Origin of the sequence: Serratia liquefaciens ATCC 27592, from assembly GCF_000422085.1 — a bacterium.
In the GTDB taxonomy this organism is placed as follows: Bacteria; Pseudomonadota; Gammaproteobacteria; order Enterobacterales; family Enterobacteriaceae; genus Serratia; species Serratia liquefaciens.
The window spans coordinates 1,364,560-1,381,440 of sequence record NC_021741.1; the positions used below are offsets into that span (position 1 = coordinate 1,364,560).

The following is a 16,881-nucleotide window of genomic DNA, read 5'->3' on the forward strand; positions in this document are numbered from 1 at the left end:
GAATGTAAATTCTATTAGTTATTCTGATTTGGTATATCAAGTGATGAGCGGAAGTGATGGTAAAACGACGGCCAGGGCAGACCATGGCCGAGGGGTTGGCGTTAGCGTTTGGCGAGCTTCATGTGCAGCAGCGGGAAAGGGTTGCCCTGGCCGTCGAGCGCGGAACGCCCGGTGATTTCAAACCCGTAGTGGCGATAAAAACCGCTGGCCTGCGGGTTCTGTTCATTAACGTCCAGCTGCAACTCGTTATGCAAGGTTTCCGCATGCTCCAGCAGTGCCTTGCCGACGCCCTTGCCGCGCTGATCCTGATCGATAAACAGCATTTCCACTTTGTTGCCGCTCAGTCCGATAAAACCGCAGGGCTGGCCGGTGCCGTCCACGGCAACCCAAACGTTGACCGCAGGCAGGTAATCGTTCAGCACCAACGGATAGAGCTTGGCGATGTCTTCTTCGGTAAGAAAATGGTGGGTAGCGCGTACCGAACGCTGCCAAATCTCCACCAGTTGCGCATTGTCTTCTGCCGCGCGAGCTCGGATAGTGAACATGGTAACTCCCGTATTTGGACTCATTTATTTTAAACCCGGCCCCACAGTCTGGCTACGGTCAGGGCGATAAAGGCTTCCAGCTTGGCGGATTGCCGCCTTTCGGGCAGATAGACCAGGTGCATCGGGCGCGGCAGTGGTGAATACTCCGGCAGTACCCGGACCAATCTGCCGGCGGCGATATCTTCATCCAGCAGCAGAGTGGCATGCAGCGCGATGCCAAAATCCGCCAATGCCGCCCGGCGTACCCCTTCACCGGAGTCCATTCTCAATCGAGGCCTGACCGGTACGCTGATCTCTCCCGGCGGCCCCAACAGCCGCCAAAAGTGGTTGCCATCCCACTGGCTGAAACCAAAGCAGCAGTGTGCGCTGAGCTGCTCCGGCCGTGTGGGTTCACCGTGCTGTGCCAGATAATCCGGCGAGGCAGCCAGCGTCATGCGGTAATCGGGCAGGGCGCGCGCCACCAGGCCGTCGTCCGCCACCGGCCCGATGCGAAACGCGGCCTCGTAGCCTTCTTCGATCAAATCCACTTTGCGATCCGACAGCACCACTTCCGCTTCCACCTCCGGGTGCCGTTGCAGGAACTCGGTCAGTATCGGTGTCAGAACGCGGTTGCCGAAGGTGACCGGCGCGCTGATGCGCAACAGCCCGCTGGGGGAGCTTAACAGCGCCCGCGCACTGGCTTCGGCCGCGTCGGCATCGGCCAGCAGTCGGCGGCAGCGTTCGTAAAACACCCGACCGGCCTCGGTCAGCCCCTGACGGCGGGTAGTACGATTAAGCAGCGGCGCATTCAACCGTTGTTCCAGAGCGCGAATGTGTTTGCCAACCATGGTCGGTGAAATAGCCATCTCTTCGGCGGCGGCGACGAAGCTGCCTTTTTCCACCACCCGTACAAACACCGCCATGCTGGTTAATCGATCCATTATAAACCCCTGGTGTTTTCTGAATGCTTTTTAGGCCACTGTTGCCGAGTATAGCGCTTTGCGATAATCAATCTATCGACCGTCAGTGTGTTATTGGCGGAAATTTTCCGGAGTGGCGATATGCAGGCATTAGCGTTTGAACAATTTGGCGGGCCGGACGTGCTCGAATACCTTGAGCTGCCGACGCCGGCGGTACCTGCGGGTGCGGTACAGGTACGCATGGGTGCCGCCGGGCTGAATTTTGCCGATATCTATCGCCGTAAGGGCAATTACGTGCTGCACGGCAATCCCCCTCATATTGGCGGTTACGAAGGGGTCGGCACCATCATTGCCTTGGGTGAGGGCGTTCAGGGGTGGCAACTCGGAGAGCGGATTGGTTTTGCTGACGTACCTTTTTGTCATGCCACTCGCATCAATGTGCCGGTGGAGCACGCGCTGCGTCTGCCACAGGCATTGAGCGACGTTGAAGCCGCCTCTATTTTGCTGCAGGGGCTGACGGCGCAGTACCTGATCAATGACAGTGTTCAGGTCAAGGCGGGCGATCGCGCCCTGGTGCATGCCGCCGCCGGCGGTGTCGGACAGATCCTTACCCGGATGCTGGTGGCGCGTGGCGCGCAGGTTTACGCCGTTGTCTCTTCGGCGCATAAACAGCAGATTGCGTTAAACAACGGCGCGGCGGCGGCCTTCACTTATCAGCAGGATTGGGTCACGCAGATTGCCGCTCTGACCGACGGCGGCGTTGAGTACGGTTTTGACTCCGTGGGCATCACCCTGCAACAAAGCATCGACGCGCTGCGCCCCGGCGGTCGAGTGGTCACCTTCGGCATGGCCGGGGGTGAGGCACCGGCGATCTCTGCCTATCAGCTGATGATGGATTCCAAAGGCGTAGTGGGGGGCGATCTCTGGACTTACCTCAATAGCGCAGAGGCGCGACGTACGCGGGCCGAGCGTCTGTTCAGCAGTTGGCAGAATGGCGAGTTTGCTATCCCGCACATCGAAACCTTCCCGCTCAAAGAGGGGGCGTCGGCGCACCGTCGCCTGGAAGATCGCAGCTTTGCCGGCAAAATTGTGCTGCTCAACGATAGCGACCCGCGGAGTTAAAAGCCGTATTTCGCTTCATGTTACACTGGCCGCCAGAAGCTAAACGGGGCCAGTCAGGATGGAAGTGATACGCGCAGCGATAGAAAAACAGGTCATCAGCCTGACCGGGCTGGCGCTCGGCGACATTGATTTTGAAAATCCGCCGGGGGATCCGGGCCTGTTCGGCCCGCAGTCGGTTATCTGGCAGGTGCACAACGATTTTACCTCGATGCTGTGCGGGGGCGTCAGCGCCTTGCTGATGCAGATGCTGCACCCGCTGGCGTTGGCGGGAGTGTGGGATCATTCCAACTTTCGTGAGGATATGCTCGGCCGCCTGCGCCGTACCAGCCAGTTTGTCTCCGTCACCACTTTTGGCCCCACCGCCGAAGCCGAACGCCTGATTGCCAAAGTCAAAGCTATTCACCTGCGGGTCAACGGCGTCAGCAGTGACGGCAGGCCTTACGCCGCCAGCGATCCTGAGTTGCTTACCTGGGTGCACGTGGTGGAAAGCAGCCGTTTTTTGGCCAGCCATTTACGCTACCGCAACCCGTCTCTTCCCCGTGAAAAGCAGGACCAATATTACCGTGAGGCTGCACGCGTAGCCGCAGCCTTGGGGGCGGAAGAAATCCCAACCTCCTGCACGGCGGTAGAGGAGTATCTGCAACGGATGCGTCCGCAATTGGTGTGCGATGAACGCACGCGGGAAGTTGCGCGTATTCTGCTGGCCGCGCCGGCCCCCAGCGCATTGGCCCGGCCTTTTGGCGCTTTGGTGATGCAGGCGGGTATCGACCTGTTGCCAGACTGGGCGCAACAACAGTTTGATTTTCATCCCGGAAACTTACGCCGCCGCCTGGTGCGCACCGGTGCAGGGGGCGTCGGTAAAGTGCTGCGCGCCTCAATGCGTAATGGTTCATATCAGCGCGCGCTGCGCCGAATTAACCGACAGGCCTGAATCGGCGCAGACTATAATTCTTACCAATAACCCGATGTTTCGGGGCACTTTTGAGACTTTTACGGGTGATCCGAGCGGTAATGCGCTTTACACTGGATAAAAGCCAATTTCCATTTTATTTAGCGTGCAGCATTATTCTGCGCCTTGAGCCTATTTGAGGTTATATGAACGAGTCACACGTACTTGCTGAAGTCAGTAATGAGAACCAGACGCTGGTCGCGGTGGTTCAGCAAGATCACCGGGCTGCTTATTTTTATATTTACCCTTCAGAAGAAAATAGCGAACGTTTTCAGGTGCGCGCTTGCTGGCTGCGTAACCTGGCCGCTGCGCCGCAGCAGGAAGACAGCGCGGCACTGGCGCTGGGGCAGCCACCGATGCTGGCGGCCGAGTTTTGCCGCAATCTGGAAGGGGAAGCGCCGCTGAACCCGGAAGGGCTGACGGTGGTTTGGACCGAGAGCGACGACGGCGCGGCACTGTGGTATTACGGCCAATTGCTGGCGGTGATCCCCGGCTGGAGCCTGTATATCGACCATTCGGTATGTTATTCCGCCAGCTGCATTAAAGAGAGCCCGCTGGCTTATCCGCTAGGCTCCGCTTCCACCAATACCCAGTATGCACTGGCGGAAAGTACCCGTCAGTTCTGGCGCAGTTGGCAGCGGGAGGAAGGGAATCCCTGGCCCAAGATGCAGAGCGATTATCAGGCGCATTACGAGCAGCATTTTGGCCCCTCGGTGAAATACTACGCCATCGATCAGGGCAAGTGGCCGCCGATGGCGATCACTCAGCATGAACGCGACGGCATCTACTATTTCCTTACCCTGGGCGTCAGCATCCGGCCGATGCCGTGGGTAGAGATCCTGTTTAACGACGACGCCTCCCGCTATCGCCGTATGGAAATGGGTATCGCCATCGACGGTCAATACATGACCGAGGAAAATGCGATACAGATGGCCAGCGCGTTGGCCGGTTTCGCCCACGTGCCTTGGTCAAAAATCACCTGGTTTGGCGAAGGGCATACCCTGGAGTCCGAAGTGGCGCCTCAGGGCTATGAGGGCTACGTGCTGTCTTCCTCCTTTTATCCGTATCACGAGCATCTGAGCTTGCCGAAACAGTATGGCGATCCGGTCAATATTTTCTGGGCCAGCCCAGTATTTGAAGCCGAGCGTCTGCTGGCGCATGCGACGCCGAATGGGGGTCATGAGTTGGTTAACAAACTGCGTGAGCAGGGCGTTGACCATATCTTCCGTCCGCGTCAGCCGGTATGCTGAGACGGAATTTATTCTCTGGAGCCAATCATGAAGTCAGCGCTGTTGGTTATTGATGTGCAGAAAGGGTTGTTTACACCGCCGCCGGCGGATGCCGAAGCGACGATCGATCGCATTAACACCCTGAGCGCCGCTGCCCGTCAGGCTGGCGTGCCGGTGATTTTCATTCAACATCAAACGCAGCATGATGAGTTGGCGCACGGCAGTGACGCCTGGCAACTTGATCCCGGTTTGCAGGTAAAGGCCGGCGATCATCGGGTAGAGAAAACCACGCCGGACTCATTCCTGCGTACCGGATTGGGGCCGCTGTTAATTGCGAACGGTATCTCGCATCTGGTGGTTTGCGGCTATTCCACCGAATTTTGCGTGGATACCACCACTCGCCGCGCCGCCGCGCTGGGTTACCCGGTGACGCTGGCGGCCGATGCGCATACCAGCCATGACAAAGCGCATGCCTCCGGCCTGCAGATCCGCGCCCATCACAACGCCACACTGTCGAATATCGAAAGCTTTGGTGTCCTGATCGACGCACTGCCAACGGCAGAAATTCGTTTCTGACGGCCAGATAAAAAAGCCCGGAGCGATCCGGGCCTATCAGGATTACTTCAATCCGGCTCTGCGTGCCGCCACTTTGGCCAATGCCGACCAATCCAAATCTGCGTCGCCTTGCGCCACCGCGTCGAGGAAGTTGTCCTTTAGCACGCTGGCGAACGGCATTGGCGTGTGGCTGTTGGCACCGGCCTCTAGCGCCAGGCCGACGTCTTTCATCCCCAGGCTTAATTTAAAACCCGCAGGTTCAAACTTTTCTTCGGCGATCAACCCTCCATAACCCTTGTAAGCCGGAGAGGCAAACAGGGTACTGGTGAGCATGTGCAGATAATCCGCGCCGGAAACGCCGTAGTTGCGCACCAGAGCACTGCCTTCCGCCATCGCCTCAATGGCGCTGGCCAACGTGAAATTGGCGGCGATTTTAACGATGTTGGCCTGCTCGGGCTGATCGCCAAAATGCCAGGTCTGCTGGCCGAGCACCTCAAACAGCGGCTGCACTTTGGCGAGCAACAGCGGATCGCCCGCCGCCAGAATATTCAGCTTGCCGGCTGCGGCTACGTCCACCCGCCCCAACACCGGTGCGGCGATATAACCGACGTTGCGCTCCGCGTGCAGCAACGCCAGCCGTTTGGCCAACGCCACCGAGACCGTCGCCATATTGATGTGAATCGCTCCCGCCCGCAGCTGTTGCAGCAGCCCGCTTTCCACCACTACCTGCTCGGTGGCGGCATCGTTGGCCAGCATGGTGATCAGTACGTCCACCTCCGCCAGTTCTTCCGGCTGCCGAGCCTGCACGGCCCCGGCGCTCACCAAAGGCTGTGCTGCCTGGGGCGAACGGTTCCATACCTTTACCCCATAGCCAGCCTGCAACAGGTTGGCGGCCATCGCGCTGCCCATACCGCCCAGGCCGGCAAATCCGATCTTCATATCGCGTTCCTTTTCTCAGGTTATCTTCCTTCACCCTAACGCGACGCTCGGAGAACGCAAATGGCGGAATGTAACGCTTTCTTAACCGACCCGCGCCCCCCCGTTAATCGAGGTAACGGTTCCGGTGATGAAAGAGGCCTCTTTCGAAGCCAGCCACAGCGCGGCGCTGGCGATATCCTCTACCCGGCCGGTGCGCCCCATCGGTGTTTCGGCCGCGATGGCGTCAATGCGATCCTGCGGCAAACCGGTACCGAAAAAGCGAGTATCGGCGATAAAGCCCGGCGCAATGGCGTTGACCGTGATGCCTGCTTCGCCCAGTTCGCGTGCCAGGCTGAGGGTAAAACCTTGCACGCCGGCCTTGGCGGCAGAGTAGCCCAGAGCACCGGCGCTGCCGCTGCCGCATTGGGCGGCGATCGAACTCAGGTTGATGATGCGACCGCCCGGTTTACGCAGATGCGGCAACATCGCCAACGTAAACAAAAAGGTACTTTTCAGGTTCCCGTCGATCACCGCGTCCCATTCCTGCTCGGCCTGTGCCAGGGGCGTATCGGCGGCAATCACCCGGGTAAAACCGGCGTTGTTGATCAGCACATCCAAAGTGCCCAGATCGGCGGCCAACTGGGCGGCCACTTCTTCCACCGCGCCACGTTGGCTCAAGTCAGCCGCATAATGGCGGGTGCCGTGGCCAATTTGCTGCGCCGCCTGTTGCAGGCGTTGAGGGTTACGCGCCACGATGGCGATGCGGTAATCCTGTTGTGCCAGTTGCTGGGCGATGGCCAGTCCAATACCGCTGGATCCGCCGGTAATCACCGCTGTACGTTGCGTCATAGCTGATTCTCCTGTGCCCGTGGTCCACGCCGGAATGGCGCAGCACTTGAGGGTTCGGAAAGTATTGGCTTTCGCTATCGATACATCCAATACTCTATTTATGCTTCCAAAATACGAAAAAGGTATCACGTGATTGAGCTACGCCAACTGCGGCAATTTGTCGCCGTCGCCGAAGAGATGAGCTTTCACCGCGCCGCCGAGCGTTTGCACATGGCGCAGCCGCCGTTGACGGCCGCCATCAGAAAGATTGAGCAGGAGCTGGGTGTCCCCTTACTGGAACGCGGCAACCGGATCACGCGCATCACCGAGGCTGGGCAGGTGTTTCTGATCGAGGCGCGGCGGACCTTGGCGCAGTTTGAGCGCACCCTTGGCAATACCCGACGTGCGGCGCGTGGCCTGACGGAATCGCTGCGGTTGACCTTTGTCGATAGCACGGTGAATGCCCTGCTGCCGGGGATCCTGCGCCAGTTTCGTCAGGCGCACCCGCAGGCGGAGTTTCATTTGCAGGAGGCCACCACCGCCGAACAGCTGATCGCGCTGCGCGACGATCGCGCCGATATCGGCATGGTGGTCCTGCCGATAGCGCCACAGGATGAGCTGCAGATTCTGCCTTTTTTACAGGATCGCATGGTGCTGGCGCTGCCGGATCACCACCCTTTGGCGACGCAACGGCACGTGACGCTGAGCGATTTGGCCGATCAGCCCTGGGTGCTGTTTCCGGCACATTATGGGCCGGGGATGCACGCGGCGATTTTGCAGGCCTGTGCGGTGGCGGGGTTCAGCCCGCGTATCGTGCAGGAAGCTCGGCAGATGCAAACCATCGGCGGGCTGGTGGCCGGTGGGGTGGGGATTGCACTGATGCCGGCTCTGTTTGCGGTACTGAAATCACCCGGCGTGGTGTTCCGCGAACTGAGTGGCGCAGGTAGCCCGGTGCCCTATACGCTGGCGCTGGCGTTACGCACCCCTTCACCGCTGATCGAGGCATTTTGTCGTATCGCCGGCGAACAGGCGGCGGCCTGGCAGCGTGCGGTTATTGACAACCGGCGCAGTGGGGGGATACCTTAAAAGCATGAATATGCCGATGCACTCCACTCACAGCCAGTCCTGGTGGCGCCTCCTCTGAAGGCGGCACGGGTATTCACACCTCTTTTCAATGCCGCCGGTTCTGGCGGCATTTTTATTGCGTTGATCCGGTGGTGTATTTACTTTCAGGAGCAATGCAATGAGCTACACCATTTTGACCGGCGATCGCGCCACCGGATCCCTGCATTTAGGCCACTACGTCGGATCCTTGCGCCAGCGCGTTGAGCTGCAACAACAGCATCAGCAAACGGTGCTGGTCGCGGACCTGCAGGGGCTGACCGATAACGGCAACAATCCGCAAAAAATCAGCGCCAACGTGCTGAATCTGGTCGCCGACTACCTGGCGGTCGGCATCGATCCGCAGAAAACCACGATTTGCCTGCAATCCGCGCTGCCGGCGCTGGCTGAGCTGACGATGTATTATCTCAATCTGGTCAGCGTGGCACGGCTGGAGCGCAACCCCACAGTGAAAAGCGAAATTATCGAAAAAGACTTTTCCCGCAGCCTGCCGGCCGGTTTTCTGATTTACCCGGTCAGCCAGGCGGCGGACATCACCGCATTTGGCGCGACCCACGTACCGGTTGGTGACGATCAGCTACCAATGCTGGAGCAGACCAACGAGATCGTGCGGCGCTTTAATCACATCGTTGGCAGACCGGTACTGACAGAATGCCAGCCGTTGTTGAGCAACGTCGGCCGCCTGCCGGGGCTGGATGGGCAGGGCAAGATGTCGAAATCGCGCGGCAACACCATTACTCTGGGCGCCGATGCCGAGCAGGTGCACAAGGCGGTGATGAGCATGTTTACCGATCCTGGTCACCTGAACGTTAAGGATCCCGGCCGCGTGGAGGGCAATATGGTGTTCACCTATCTGGATGCTTTCTGTGAGGATGCCGATCTGGTTGCCGATCTGAAGGCGCATTATCGTCGTGGCGGGCTGGGGGACATGAAAATCAAACGCCTGTTGGAAGATTGCCTGCAAAGCCTGCTGGAACCAATCCGTACCCGTCGGGCCGAGTATCTGGCCGACAAGGGCGAGCTGTTGCGCATTCTGCAGCAGGGCACCCAGCGTGCCGATAAGATCAGCAAGCAGACGCTGGCACAGGTGAAAGGCGCGTTGGGGCTGGATTTCTTTAGCCGGTGTTGAACGCACGCCCTCAACCGTGGGAGAGGGCGGCGGAGTGAAATCCTTAGGCGGCGCTGTCAACGATCGGGTGTTTAACCACGAAGATATACGACAGTGCACCTATCAGGGTGAAGCAGGAACAGAGGATGAGCGCCAGGTTGAAAGAGTGGGTGGTATCGAGGATCCAGCCGGTGACCACCGGCGCGAACGAGGCGAAGATAAAGCTGGCGAAGTTTTGAATGCTGCCGACGGAGGCCGTCATGCGCGAGGTTACCGCCACGTGGATCAGGCCCCAGCAGGAGGTGCCGGCAAAGTGGATACAAAACAGCGCCATGCCGATCAACAACACCGCGCTGTAGGTGGTGGTAGCCTGGGCAACCACCGCGGTAAAGGAAGCGGACAGCAGCATGCCGGCCACAATGCAAATTTTGCGGCTTTTCAGCGGTGCCATTCCGCGCCGAACTAAAAAGTCGGTGACGAAACCGTTCGACAACATACCGGCGGCGCCAAACAGGAAGGGGATGGCACTCATTAGCCCGGTGCTTTTCAGATCCAGATGGTAAGTGGTTTGCAGGTAACCCGGCAGCCAGGCCAGATACAGCCAGGCGGTGTAGTTGATGCCGCTAAAGCCGATCATCATGCCCCACATGGTACGGTTCCTGAATAGCCCACGCCACTCGCGAAAGTTCATCGGTTCAGGCCGCGCGCTGACGCTACCGGCGTTCAGATAGGCCTGTTCCTGAGCACTCAGGCTGACGTCCTGCCGGTTGCGATACAGCATGTACCAGCCGATCGACAGGGCGATCCCCAACACGCCGATGGTGATGAACATACCGCGCCAGCCGAAGGCCAGCATCATGGCCGTGAGGATCGGCGGGCTGATCGCCAGCCCGATGGTCGAAGCGGCATTGAAAATGCCCATGGGCATGCCGCGATCTTTAATGTTGAACCAGTCATTGATCACCTTTACGCCGCAGGGATTCATTGGCGCTTCGCCGATCCCCAGCCCGATACGTACCCAGATAAACTGGGTGAAGTTATGGATCATGCCGGACAGCGTTTGAAACAGCGACCAGACAAACATCCCGATCCCCAGCATCAGACGTGGGCCTTTTCGATCCAACAGCGGCCCGCAGGGCAGTTGGGCGATGCCGTAGGCCAATGAAAAAGCCGACAGCAGCAAGCCGATTTCGGTACCGCTCAGCCCCATTTCTTCCCGAATGGTGGAGTTCGCCACTGAGAGCGAGCTGCGATCGAGAAAATTGATTATTGCCGCCAGAAATAGCAACAACATGGCCGTAGTTTGGATTTTTTTAATTTTTGCCGAGCGGACTAACATGCCCTCCGGCGGCATAGGAATTATGTTATCGGAATAGGGATCCGTTTGTGGTTTTCCGCTATCGACGGTATGGGTTCTTTCCATCTTTCTTTGCCTCCAGAATTTCGCATTAATAATATTTATTATTCCGGGTATTCCCCTGGGAAGTGCATTAGCAGGTGGTCGGCAGTAAGCCTAGTGGGCGAAATGGGGTTGGCGGTGTGTTTTGTCGCGGTTCCGTGCAGCAGTCAATATTTTGCTGCTTTTTATCGGTTTTAAATGCTGTGGGGGTGTTTTTTATCAATAAAGAGCGCCACCCCGAATCAGGCGATGCTCTGATTGATCGAGCGGATCATGGACTGCTTGGCGGTGTCCAGATGGCGGTGCAGGCCGTTGATGGCTTCCTGATCGTTACGGCAGATCAACGCGCTGAGAATAGTCATGTGTTCTTCAATGGCGACGATATTGCGCTGTTTAAGATCGGTTTCACCCCACTGGTAGTGGAAATGGAAAATCACGGAAATGATCTCCAGCGACTGGTTGAAGAACGGGTTGTTGGCGGCGGAGAGGATCAGCCCGTGGAAATCGCGATCCAATTGGGAAAACAGGCGATAGTTGTCGCTGATGTTTTCCCGCAGTTGGCGGTGACGGCTCAGCAGCTCTTTGGCCTGCAGCCAGCGCTCGTCGTGCATCGGCAGATTGATAAAGTGGGAAAGGGCGTGCGTTTCCAGCATCTGGCGCAATTCAAACAGCTGTTCGGCGTAGCGTTGATCAAATTTCTTCATGCTCCACTGACCGCGCCGGACGCTGTCGATCAGGTTGTAACGGCTGAAGTGCAGCAGAAACTCCCGCACCACCACCGGGCTCACGTTGACCGCACGCGACAGCTGCAGTTCGCTGAAGGTATCGCCGGCGCGCAGCTGCTTTTGGTTGATCATTTGGTAGAACGCCTTTTCAAACTTTTTCCCCTGTTCATCAAGAGAAAGGCTCTGGCAGTCGAAGCCATCTTGCGGCAGTGCCCGGCGTAAAATAACGTAGTCATCGCCGACTTTTTCCAGCACGCCACACTGGGACAAGTGCGCCAGCGTATGGCGCACGGTGGTGCGGCTGATGTTGTACATTTCGGCCAGGGCGGCCTGAGACGGCAGCGGCGAGCGCAGGTGACCGTTATTGATGCTGTCGATCATCTGGTTTACTACGTTTTGCCGCAGGTTTTGGGTTCTGCTCATGCTGTGCCTCAGGTGTTTTTTATGCATTTAAAACCAATTTAAATCGGTTTATTTAGCGATACCTCACAGATTTGTCTGAACATATCGGCGGCGCTCCGGTTTTTATTTAATAACCTCCTCATCATTAGTGGAGGAAAAACGATGACAACAATGAAAACCTTAGTGTGTGAGCAGCCGACAAAATTAGTTTATCAACGGCGTCCGGTGCCTTTTCCTGCCGCGCAGGAAGTGGTGATAAAAATAATCACCGTCGGCATTTGCGGCACGGATATTCATGCCTGGTCCGGTCATCAGCCTTTCTTCAGTTATCCACGCGTATTGGGTCATGAAATATGCGGTGAAATTTTCAGCGTCGGCAATAACACCACTGACTGGCAGGTGGGCCAGCGGGTGGCGGTAATGCCGTATATTTCTTGCCACCGCTGTGGCGCCTGCCAAAGTGGCAAAACCAACTGCTGCGAGAATATTTCGGTGATTGGTGTTCATCAGGATGGCGGTTTTTGCGAATACCTCAGCGTGCCGATCGGCAACCTGCTGGCGGTGGACGATGTGGCTCCTGAAGCGGCGGCGCTGATTGAGCCCTTTGCCATCAGCGCTCATGCGGTGCGTCGTGCCGGAATTGCGGCGGACGATCAGCTGCTGGTGGTGGGTGCCGGGCCTATCGGGCTGGGCGTCGCGGCGATCGCCAAAGCCGATGGCGCGCAGGTGGTGGTGGCGGATACCAGCGCCGAGCGTCGGCGGCACGTCGAGCAGGTGTTGCAGTTACCAACGCTTGATCCGCAGGATGAACGCTTTGATGCGGCGCTGCGCGGCCAGTTCGACGGCAAATTGGCCGCCAAGGTGATTGACGCCACCGGCAACCCGCAGGCGATGAACCACGCCGTCGATCTGATTCGTCACGGCGGCAGCATCGTGTTTGTCGGCTTGTTTAAGGGCGACCTGCAGTTCTCCGATCCGGAGTTCCATAAAAAGGAAACTACCCTGATGGGCAGCCGCAACGCGACCAGCGAAGACTTTGCCAAGGTGGGGCGGCTGATGGCGGCAGGGAAAATCACCGCTCAGATGATGCTTTCACACCATTTTGATTTCGATACCCTGGCGGAGCATTACGAAGCGCAGGTGATCAACAACAAGCAGTTAATTAAGGGTGTCATTCACTTTCAATAAGCCCCTGCGGGAAATGATGGCACGCGTCATTTCCCGGCCACAAAAGCATCATCCCGTTGTCATAAACTTATCCGTTAATAGGTGCCCATAATGATTAGTCACTGAAACCAGAGAAATCATATGGCTCAGGCACTGTTAAAACTGGCACCAACCGATTTTCCAGGGCAGCAACCGGTTCAACTACAAAAAGTGTTATCGGTTAAAGGTTTGGGAAAAGCGTATAAATCTCAGCATCGCGTGCTGGATGACATCAACTTCGATCTGCACGTCGGTGAATTCGTGGCGGTGATCGGGCGTTCCGGCGCCGGCAAATCCACCTTGCTGCATACCCTGAACGGCACCATTCCTTCGAGCTGTGGCGAGATGCTGCACTTTGAGGATGACGGCGTAGCTCAGGATATCGCGCAGCTTTCCCCTCGTCAGATGCGGCAATGGCGTGCCCGCTGCGGCATGATCTTCCAGGACTTCTGCCTGGTGCCACGGCTGGACGTGATGACCAACGTGCTGTTGGGGCGACTGAGCCACACCTCGACCCTGAAATCCTTCTTCAAACTGTTTGACGATACCGACCGCGCCCGTGCTATCGAGCTGTTGCAATGGCTCAATATGCTGCCGCATGCCCTGCAGCGCGCCGAAAACCTGTCAGGCGGTCAAATGCAGCGAGTGGCGATCTGCCGCGCGCTGATGCAAAACCCCAAAATCCTGCTGGCCGATGAGCCGGTGGCGTCGCTCGATCCGAAAAATACCCGTCGCATTATGGATGCGCTGCAAAAAGTCAGCGAAAACGACATCGCAGTGATGGTGAACCTGCACTCGGTCGAGTTGGTAAAAGAGTATTGCACCCGGGTGATCGGCATTGCACAGGGCAAGATCGTGTTTGACGGCCACCCTTCGCAATTGAACGAACGGATACTGCACCAGCTGTACGGCGAGGAAGCCAATCAGATCCATTAACCACCAGAACCTTTATCTTCACTTTTACCTTTACACACACAAGGCATTGTAATGAAAAAAGTATTGAGTCTGACCACAGTGATGGCCGGCGCGATGATGGTATTTAATGCTGCCGCAGCGGATGCACCTAAAGAACTGAATCTGGGCATTCTTGGCGGACAGAACGCCACCCAGCAAATCGGCGACAACCAGTGCGTGAAGCAGTTCCTGGACAAGGAACTGAACGTGGACACCAAGCTGCGCAACTCGTCTGACTATTCTGGCGTGATCCAGGGTCTGCTGGGCGGCAAAATCGATCTGGTGCTGAGCATGTCACCGTCGTCGTTTGCCTCGGTCTATATCAAGGATCCGAAAGCGGTTGATATCGTCGGCATCGCGATAGATGACGTTGACCAATCTCGCGGTTACCACTCCGTGGTAGTGGTTAAAGCCGGGAGCCCGTATAAAAAGCTGGAAGATCTGAAGGGCAAGGCCATCGGCTTCGCCGATCCGGATTCCACTTCCGGTTTCCTGATCCCGAACCAGGAGTTCAAGAAACTGTTCGGCGGCACGGTAGACAATAAATATAACAACGCCTTCTCTAGCGTCACCTTCTCCGGCGGCCATGAGCAGGACATCCTTGGCGTGCTGAACGGCCAGTTCGAAGGCGCGGTGACCTGGGCGTCGATGATCGGCGACTACAACACCGGCTATACCAGCGGCGCGTTCAACCGCATGATCCGTATGGACCATCCCGATTTGATGAAACAGCTGCGCATTATCTGGCAGTCGCCGCTGATCCCGAATGGCCCAATCCTGGTGAGCAACTCGCTACCGGCTGATTTCAAAGCCAAGGTCGTGACGGCCATCAAGAAGCTGGATAAGGACGATCACCAGTGCTTCATCAAGGCCATGGGCGGTAAACAGCACATCGGTGACACCACTCTGGCGGAATACCAGAACATCATCGACATGAAACGTGAGCTGACCAAAGGCGACCGTTAATGCTGACGGGGCTCGGCCTAGTCGAGCCCCGCTGAATTCCTCACGTCGGAAACCTATTTTGAATACAGATTTTGCGCACTACTACCAACAGATCCGCAGCAAACAAAAGCGCGAGACGCTGTTTTGGTCGCTCGGTCTGGTGGCGCTCTACCTGGGCGCCGGCAGCATCGCCGAGTTCAACCTGCACACCGTGTGGGTCTCCATTCCTCACTTCTTTGATTATCTGGCGGAAACCATCCCCACCCTGCATTGGAATCTGCTGTTCGCCGATGGCCGCACCGAAGGCTCTTTGGCCTACTGGGGCTATCGGTTGAATATCCAACTGCCGCTGATTTGGGAAACGCTGCAGCTGGCGCTGGCGGCCACCATTCTTTCGGTACTGGTGGCGGGGGCGCTGGCATTCCTGGCGGCCAATAATACCCACAGCCCGGCGTCGTTGCGGCTGGCAATCCGAACGCTGGTGGCGTTTTTGCGCACCATGCCGGAGCTGGCCTGGGCGGTCATGTTCGTGATGGCGTTTGGCATCGGTGCCATTCCGGGCTTTTTAGCCCTGGCGCTGCACACCATCGGCAGCCTGACCAAACTGTTTTATGAATCGATCGAAACCGCGTCCAACAAGCCGGTACGTGGGCTGGCGGCCTGTGGCGCGACGCCGCTGCAGCGCATGCGGTTTGGCCTTTGGCCGCAGGTAAAACCGGTCTTCTTGTCGTACAGCTTTATGCGCCTGGAAATCAACTTCCGTCAGTCGACCATTTTGGGGCTGGTGGGGGCGGGCGGCATCGGCCAAGAGCTGATGACCAATATCAAACTCGATCGCTATGACCAGGTCAGCATGACGCTGCTGCTGATTATTCTGGTGGTTTCGCTGCTGGACTATGCCTCAGGCGAACTGCGTAAACGGGTCGTGGAGGGGAAAAAATGATCACAGCACCAACGCTCACGGCGGAAGGAATGCAGGCGCTCAAGCAGCAGCATCCGGAAATATTCTCGCAGCAGCGTCGCTACCTGCGCACCGTCGGCATTATCGCGGTAGCGATCGCGCTGTATTACCTGTTCTTCTTCCAGTTTTTCGGCATCTCCTGGCCGCAGTTCGTTAACGGATGCCATCAGCTTGGCCGCTATTTTATGCGCATGTTCGTCTGGCATGATTTCGTCAACTGGCCGTTCATGTACTATTTCCAGCAGATTTTCATCACCATCGGCATCGTGTTCGCCGGGACCATTACCGCTTCGCTGATCGCCTTACCGCTGTCGTTCTTCGCAGCGCGCAACGTGATGTCAACGCCGCTGTTGCGACCCATATCGGTGGTGGTGCGACGGTTTTTAGATATTTTTCGTGGCATCGATATGGCGATCTGGGGGCTTATTTTTGTCCGCGCGGTTGGTATGGGGCCGCTGGCCGGGGTGCTGGCGATCGTGATGCAGGACGTTGGTCTGCTCGGAAAACTGTATGCGGAAGGGCATGAAGCGGTCGATAAATCCCCGAGTCGTGGTCTGACGGCGGTGGGGGCCAACGGCCTGCAAAAGCACCGTTACGGTATCTTCACCCAGTCGTTCCCGACCTTTCTGGCGTTAAGCCTTTACCAGATTGAATCCAATACCCGCTCGGCGGCAGTGTTGGGCTTTGTGGGGGCCGGCGGCATAGGGTTGGTGTATGCGGAAAACATGCGGCTGTGGAATTGGGACGTCGTGATGTTTATCACGCTGATCCTGGTGGTGGTGGTGATGATTATGGATAAGGTGTCGTCGATCCTGCGTAATAAATACATCATCGGCGAAGACATTCCGTTGTACCAGCAGAAAAGCCAAATCGATTAAGCCCCGACACTATTTCACTGGCGGTTGGACATATTTGGCTTCTGATACTGCGTTATCCACTTACAAGATTAATGCAGCGTATAGATAGCCAGGTAGTTATGATTAAGGCGCAATGTCACCGTTGCGCCTTTTTATT

General features: G+C 57.3%; 17 protein-coding genes. 11 read left to right on the forward strand and 6 right to left on the reverse strand.

Annotation, left to right across the window (positions count from 1 at the left end):
* Positions 1 to 101 precede the first annotated feature (101 nt).
* On the reverse strand, positions 102 to 545 hold the full coding sequence (locus M495_RS06385) for an acetyltransferase (RefSeq protein ID WP_020825815.1): 444 nt from the start codon (positions 543 to 545) through the stop codon (positions 102 to 104).
* Between the two features lie 29 nt (positions 546 to 574).
* Entirely contained in the window at positions 575 to 1,465 is an 891-nt protein-coding gene (locus tag M495_RS06390) for a LysR family transcriptional regulator (RefSeq protein ID WP_020825816.1), read from the reverse strand.
* A gap of 120 nt (positions 1,466 to 1,585) precedes the next feature.
* Between M495_RS06390 and M495_RS06395 the strand changes: the two genes are divergently transcribed.
* From M495_RS06395 to M495_RS06410, 4 genes are all read left to right on the forward strand, one after another.
* Entirely contained in the window at positions 1,586 to 2,566 is a 981-nt protein-coding gene (locus tag M495_RS06395) for a quinone oxidoreductase family protein (RefSeq protein ID WP_020825817.1), read from the forward strand.
* Positions 2,567 to 2,624: 58 nt separating this feature from the next.
* Positions 2,625 to 3,497: an oxygenase MpaB family protein gene (locus M495_RS06400; protein ID WP_020825818.1), complete on the forward strand. Its 873-nt coding sequence runs from the start codon at positions 2,625 to 2,627 to the stop codon at positions 3,495 to 3,497.
* A 164-nt stretch (positions 3,498 to 3,661) separates the two neighbouring features.
* Complete coding sequence (locus M495_RS06405; protein WP_020825819.1) at positions 3,662 to 4,765, forward strand: suppressor of fused domain protein; 1,104 nt, start codon at positions 3,662 to 3,664, stop codon at positions 4,763 to 4,765.
* A 27-nt stretch (positions 4,766 to 4,792) separates the two neighbouring features.
* Positions 4,793 to 5,320: a cysteine hydrolase family protein gene (locus M495_RS06410; RefSeq protein WP_020825820.1), complete on the forward strand. Its 528-nt coding sequence runs from the start codon at positions 4,793 to 4,795 to the stop codon at positions 5,318 to 5,320.
* A gap of 42 nt (positions 5,321 to 5,362) precedes the next feature.
* On the opposite strand, the gene M495_RS06415 is transcribed toward M495_RS06410, so the two are convergent.
* Complete coding sequence (locus M495_RS06415; protein ID WP_020825821.1) at positions 5,363 to 6,238, reverse strand: NAD(P)-dependent oxidoreductase; 876 nt, start codon at positions 6,236 to 6,238, stop codon at positions 5,363 to 5,365.
* 81 nt (positions 6,239 to 6,319) lie between these two features.
* Positions 6,320 to 7,066 (reverse strand): SDR family NAD(P)-dependent oxidoreductase, encoded by a 747-nt coding sequence (locus M495_RS06420; RefSeq protein WP_020825822.1) that lies wholly within the window; start codon positions 7,064 to 7,066, stop codon positions 6,320 to 6,322.
* A 129-nt stretch (positions 7,067 to 7,195) separates the two neighbouring features.
* Between M495_RS06420 and M495_RS06425 the strand changes: the two genes are divergently transcribed.
* Complete coding sequence (locus M495_RS06425; RefSeq protein ID WP_020825823.1) at positions 7,196 to 8,131, forward strand: LysR family transcriptional regulator; 936 nt, start codon at positions 7,196 to 7,198, stop codon at positions 8,129 to 8,131.
* A gap of 157 nt (positions 8,132 to 8,288) precedes the next feature.
* Positions 8,289 to 9,296 (forward strand): tryptophan--tRNA ligase, encoded by a 1,008-nt coding sequence (gene trpS / locus M495_RS06430; RefSeq protein WP_020825824.1) that lies wholly within the window; start codon positions 8,289 to 8,291, stop codon positions 9,294 to 9,296.
* Positions 9,297 to 9,339: 43 nt separating this feature from the next.
* On the opposite strand, the gene M495_RS06435 is transcribed toward trpS, so the two are convergent.
* A complete protein-coding gene (locus tag M495_RS06435; RefSeq protein WP_041414323.1) occupies positions 9,340 to 10,698 on the reverse strand; it encodes an MFS transporter in 1,359 nt (452 codons plus the stop codon).
* 218 nt (positions 10,699 to 10,916) lie between these two features.
* Positions 10,917 to 11,822: a GntR family transcriptional regulator gene (locus tag M495_RS06440; protein ID WP_020825826.1), complete on the reverse strand. Its 906-nt coding sequence runs from the start codon at positions 11,820 to 11,822 to the stop codon at positions 10,917 to 10,919.
* Between the two features lie 141 nt (positions 11,823 to 11,963).
* Between M495_RS06440 and M495_RS06445 the strand changes: the two genes are divergently transcribed.
* The 5 genes from M495_RS06445 to phnE (M495_RS06465) all read left to right on the forward strand — a co-directional run bounded on the left by M495_RS06445 (position 11,964) and on the right by phnE (M495_RS06465) (position 16,745).
* The gene (locus M495_RS06445; protein WP_041414325.1) at positions 11,964 to 12,989 is read left to right on the forward strand and encodes a zinc-binding alcohol dehydrogenase family protein; all 1,026 of its coding nucleotides are present in this window, start codon (positions 11,964 to 11,966) and stop codon (positions 12,987 to 12,989) included.
* A gap of 120 nt (positions 12,990 to 13,109) precedes the next feature.
* Positions 13,110 to 13,943 carry a phosphonate ABC transporter ATP-binding protein gene (gene phnC / locus M495_RS06450; protein WP_020825828.1) on the forward strand — a complete coding sequence of 278 codons (834 nt, stop codon included), beginning with the start codon at positions 13,110 to 13,112 and terminating at the stop codon, positions 13,941 to 13,943.
* A 51-nt stretch (positions 13,944 to 13,994) separates the two neighbouring features.
* The gene (phnD, locus tag M495_RS06455) at positions 13,995 to 14,927 is read left to right on the forward strand and encodes a phosphonate ABC transporter substrate-binding protein (RefSeq protein ID WP_020825829.1); all 933 of its coding nucleotides are present in this window, start codon (positions 13,995 to 13,997) and stop codon (positions 14,925 to 14,927) included.
* Between the two features lie 58 nt (positions 14,928 to 14,985).
* Entirely contained in the window at positions 14,986 to 15,849 is an 864-nt protein-coding gene (gene phnE, locus M495_RS06460; protein ID WP_020825830.1) for a phosphonate ABC transporter, permease protein PhnE, read from the forward strand.
* Entirely contained in the window at positions 15,846 to 16,745 is a 900-nt protein-coding gene (gene phnE, locus M495_RS06465) for a phosphonate ABC transporter, permease protein PhnE (RefSeq protein WP_041414326.1), read from the forward strand. Before phnE (M495_RS06460) ends, phnE (M495_RS06465) begins: the two co-directional genes overlap by 4 nt.
* The last annotated feature ends 136 nt before the right edge of the window (positions 16,746 to 16,881 follow it).

Excerpts from the sequence above, each read along its gene's own strand:
- M495_RS06385 (WP_020825815.1), bottom strand. The coding sequence starts at position 545 with ATGTTCACTATCCGAGCTCGCGCGGCAGAAGACAATGCGCAACTGGTG.
- M495_RS06390 (WP_020825816.1), bottom strand. The coding sequence starts at position 1,465 with ATGGATCGATTAACCAGCATGGCGGTGTTTGTACGGGTGGTGGAAAAA.
- M495_RS06395 (WP_020825817.1), top strand. The coding sequence starts at position 1,586 with ATGCAGGCATTAGCGTTTGAACAATTTGGCGGGCCGGACGTGCTCGAA.
- M495_RS06400 (WP_020825818.1), top strand. The coding sequence starts at position 2,625 with ATGGAAGTGATACGCGCAGCGATAGAAAAACAGGTCATCAGCCTGACC.
- M495_RS06405 (WP_020825819.1), top strand. The coding sequence starts at position 3,662 with ATGAACGAGTCACACGTACTTGCTGAAGTCAGTAATGAGAACCAGACG.
- M495_RS06410 (WP_020825820.1), top strand. The coding sequence starts at position 4,793 with ATGAAGTCAGCGCTGTTGGTTATTGATGTGCAGAAAGGGTTGTTTACA.
- M495_RS06415 (WP_020825821.1), bottom strand. The coding sequence starts at position 6,238 with ATGAAGATCGGATTTGCCGGCCTGGGCGGTATGGGCAGCGCGATGGCC.
- M495_RS06420 (WP_020825822.1), bottom strand. The coding sequence starts at position 7,066 with ATGACGCAACGTACAGCGGTGATTACCGGCGGATCCAGCGGTATTGGA.
- trpS (WP_020825824.1), top strand. The coding sequence starts at position 8,289 with ATGAGCTACACCATTTTGACCGGCGATCGCGCCACCGGATCCCTGCAT.
- M495_RS06435 (WP_041414323.1), bottom strand. The coding sequence starts at position 10,698 with ATGGAAAGAACCCATACCGTCGATAGCGGAAAACCACAAACGGATCCC.
- M495_RS06440 (WP_020825826.1), bottom strand. The coding sequence starts at position 11,822 with ATGAGCAGAACCCAAAACCTGCGGCAAAACGTAGTAAACCAGATGATC.
- M495_RS06445 (WP_041414325.1), top strand. The coding sequence starts at position 11,964 with ATGACAACAATGAAAACCTTAGTGTGTGAGCAGCCGACAAAATTAGTT.
- phnC (WP_020825828.1), top strand. The coding sequence starts at position 13,110 with ATGGCTCAGGCACTGTTAAAACTGGCACCAACCGATTTTCCAGGGCAG.
- phnD (WP_020825829.1), top strand. The coding sequence starts at position 13,995 with ATGAAAAAAGTATTGAGTCTGACCACAGTGATGGCCGGCGCGATGATG.
- phnE (WP_041414326.1), top strand. The coding sequence starts at position 15,846 with ATGATCACAGCACCAACGCTCACGGCGGAAGGAATGCAGGCGCTCAAG.